Genomic DNA, 3,112 nt, shown 5'->3' with positions numbered 1-3,112 from the left:
GCGCCTTCTTGCATCTCGCATGCGCCTATATCTGGCTACTGTGAACACGCCCTAGTCGGCGCTCTTCCGGGATGCTGGCCGCGAGCTTGATGGATTCGGCAAGCTGGCTTACCAGTGGGGATAGTAGCGCTGTGATATTTGCGTCGGATTGATTTGAGAGACTCATTGCACCCTCGTTTTTCGGTCTTGTTGCTTGATGGCGTGGGGCGGATTGATTTGCTGGACATCAGGGAAGCCACTCCACGGCGCGGATGCCATTGCGACGGTTCCAGAAGAAACCTTCAACTTTGTCGATGGTCAGCGTCAGCGGCTGCTCGTCTTCAGCGCCGACCACGAATGCCCGGAAGTGCTGCGCCCAAGGCGGCGGGGCAGGCGGGTCGTCGTGCGTGCGCAGTGTCAGGTGTGGTTTGTTCATCATTCGGCCTCCAAAGCTGCAATGCCAGGACAACCACGGGGCGGGCTTCGGTTCTCGATAGCCCGCGCGCATGCCTCTGCCGTGGCGGCCTTGTCGCGCAGCCGCTCGTTCTCTGCGATCAGCTCAAGCACAACGGCGGGGTTGGCGGCAACGACGAAATCCGCGCGCAGCGTTCCCGCTCTGCTGCCAGAAGCTCGCGCATCTGGTCCTCGGTGAAAAGAGGCTTGAACATCGAGTCGCCGGCCAGGTGCGGCAATGCTCTGACCTTAGCCATGGCTCGCCCCTTCCTTTGCCTGCTGCATGCGTGCAACAACAAGGCAGCTTGCGCGGCGGCGCTCTGCGTCGTTTCCGGGGGTGAAGGTTTCCCCAATCGTCCCTGACGACAGCGGGATGATTGACTTGCCGTAACGGCAGCCGGCAATGACCCCGCACTTGTTCTCCATGCTGGCGTCGTCGTTGCCATCAGTGAGCGGGTTCCACGTCTGCGTATCAAATTTGTCGGGGGTCAGCATCATCGGCGCGCTGGCCCACGTATCCCACTGATATTCGATTCCGCACGCTATCGCGCAAAGCTCCAGGATCTCGCGGTCTGTGAGTTCGCTCATGCTGCACCGCCTTCCTTGGCTCGGGCTGCGTCGATTGCGGCGCGAGCATGAATATCTGCGTAGGCCGTAATCGACTCCCACACTTCTTCCCGACGATCGTCGTCGCTGTACTCCGCCAGTATTTCTTCGATCGCAATCGTCGTCTCATGCTTGGGCAGTGGTATTGCTTGGATTCGCTCCGCATCCGCCAGAACGTCAGCGGCAGGGCGGGTGTAGAGCGGCACCCATGCGCTGGAACGCTTGCGCACGTTTTCAATGCTGGCGTTGTGAATCGGACCCTCGTAACCGCCGTCGGAGCGCGGCCGATACCAGAACACCGGTTCATCGGTCACGGCCGCAGGCGCGGTCGCCCCTTTTTTGATGCGGGCCAGCACATGGCTACGCCCGCAGCCCATCGCATCGCAGTTGTGCCGGCGTGGATCGTCGTCGGGCCAGGATTCGTCTTCCTCCTGCGGATCGCCCAGCACTACGGTTTCGCGCTCCGTCTCGACGCGCTCCTGTTCGCCTGGAATCGCCTTTACGTGTTCAATTGCCTTGTTCGGATCTGCTGTGCGCCAGTCCGGCCAGTTGCGACATTCGTTCTTCGTTTGTTTGGCAGCAATCGCAGATGCGATTTGTTCGGGTGATGCTCCGCAGCGCCATGCGCCGTCGAAGGCCAGCAAAATCACATCGACCCATTCCGTCACGTCCGCAGGTGCCTTTTCGATTTCCAACAGTTCTTTGCGGATGTGGTCGGATACGCCAGCGGTACGAATGCCTGGGCCGAATGTGTTCAGCGAGAACAGCTGCTGACGCTGCAGATGTGCGATCAGGTCAAATGCAACGGGGGCTTCGCCGACGTTGGTTTCGGTGCTCATGCTGTTCTCCTATAGGTTTTTGTCAGGTCCGCTTTGACGCTGTACCCGCGCTTCCGGGCCGCATTCGCAATGCGTGCGCTGTCGTGATGGCCGGCTGTGTGTCGAAGCAGGCCTAGGTAGCTGTTGGCCGTTTCGAAAAGCTCGTCGCGCGGTACGGTTCGGCATCGCTGTAGCGCATCGCTGTATGTCTTGCGGCGCAAAGTGCGATGCCATGGCTTGATGACCTGACCAACGAAGTCGATGCCTCGCGCCACTGGCTGCAAGATCGTTTTTTTGGGATTCAGCCGCGCGCCGAGCCGATCAGAAAGGAATGACTCAATCTCGTTCTTCGCGTCGTTGAGCCACTGTGGAGATTCGTGCAGCAGCACGAAATCATCGACATACCGGATGTAATGCCTGCAACGCAGGCGATGTTTGCCGCTGGTTACAGCGTCCAGCTTGCCGACGGCGCGCCTCCCGGCTGCGATGGCAATGTAAGTGCGGCCTCCGGCCGCCATGCGGTTGATCCATGATTTCTGCGCCCTGGATTCAGTTGTACGTTCAGGCGCGGCCAATGTAGGCCCCCTGCGCCGCAGGCAAACGCCCTTCGGTTGTGGCGTTCGCGTTCCTGCGTGCAGTCTTTGGCCGTCTATCCATCCGGGGGCGGCCACCTCAAGCCCCGAGCGCGTTTCGCTTCTTTCGCGCTCCGGCTCATGCGTCCGGGCGCCGCGCTGCTTACTTGCCTGTCATGTAAAAGAGCGTGCTGCGAATTCGGTTCTTCGGTACTGCCGTGGCGCTCAATCCGCGCCCATGTGCTGCTTGCCTTCCCGCTTTGTGCGGGTACGTCTGCCGTTGCTTTTCTGGCCTTCCCCAGCTCATCCCAAGGGCGTCTTGCTGGCTTGGCTCCGGCTCCGTGGCTTGTGTCAGACCAACCGCAGAAAGAGCGCCGCCTGAATCGCGCCGAAGGCCAGCAGAAGGCTAATCTCGAAAAAGACCTCCATCAGCTTGTCGAACGTGTTCATGTCGATCTCTTTCCCGGTTGCCGCAGCGGCGTTTCGTGCTGCGTTGGAGTGAATTAAACATGGAGTGTAATAAAAAGTCAAACATTTTGTTTAAAAAATGGGCGCACAAAGAGGCACCCAACGATGGAGCGCTCTCAGAGGGCACAAAAAAGCCCGCACTAGGCGGGCTTGTTTCTAAACTGAATCGCCCCGGGTTTCCTAGACAGCCCCGAGCTTCATGAAATACTGTTTTTC

At 59.5% G+C, this 3,112-nt stretch carries 4 protein-coding genes; all 4 read right to left on the bottom strand.

The genetic code is table 11. From position 1 onward, the window contains the following. Positions 1-226: 226 nt before the first annotated feature. Positions 227-415 carry a hypothetical protein gene (locus BGI27_RS17585; RefSeq protein WP_141239798.1) on the bottom strand — a complete coding sequence of 63 codons (189 nt, stop codon included), beginning with the start codon at positions 413-415 and terminating at the stop codon, positions 227-229. Positions 416-681: 266 nt separating this feature from the next. After that, positions 682-1,020, bottom strand: a complete 339-nt coding sequence (locus BGI27_RS17580) for a hypothetical protein (protein WP_095526067.1) — start codon at positions 1,018-1,020, stop codon at positions 682-684. Beyond that, the gene (locus tag BGI27_RS17575) at positions 1,017-1,877 is read right to left on the bottom strand and encodes a dATP/dGTP pyrophosphohydrolase domain-containing protein (protein WP_095526066.1); all 861 of its coding nucleotides are present in this window, start codon (positions 1,875-1,877) and stop codon (positions 1,017-1,019) included. Before BGI27_RS17575 ends, BGI27_RS17580 begins: the two co-directional genes overlap by 4 nt. Beyond that, positions 1,874-2,431: an RNA-directed DNA polymerase gene (locus tag BGI27_RS17570; RefSeq protein WP_141239799.1), complete on the bottom strand. Its 558-nt coding sequence runs from the start codon at positions 2,429-2,431 to the stop codon at positions 1,874-1,876. Before BGI27_RS17570 ends, BGI27_RS17575 begins: the two co-directional genes overlap by 4 nt. Positions 2,432-3,112 lie beyond the last annotated feature (681 nt).

It is taken from the genome of Candidatus Dactylopiibacterium carminicum, from assembly GCF_014736495.1.
In the GTDB taxonomy this organism is placed as follows: domain Bacteria; phylum Pseudomonadota; class Gammaproteobacteria; order Burkholderiales; family Rhodocyclaceae; genus Uliginosibacterium; species Uliginosibacterium carminicum.
Note: the sequence above shows the minus strand (reverse complement) of the source record. Positions and strands in the feature narration are given on the sequence as shown.

Coding starts and splice junctions, on each gene's coding strand:
- BGI27_RS17585 (WP_141239798.1), bottom strand. CDS start 415: ATGAACAAACCACACCTGACACTGCGCACGCACGACGACCCGCCTGCC.
- BGI27_RS17580 (WP_095526067.1), bottom strand. CDS start 1,020: ATGAGCGAACTCACAGACCGCGAGATCCTGGAGCTTTGCGCGATAGCG.
- BGI27_RS17575 (WP_095526066.1), bottom strand. CDS start 1,877: ATGAGCACCGAAACCAACGTCGGCGAAGCCCCCGTTGCATTTGACCTG.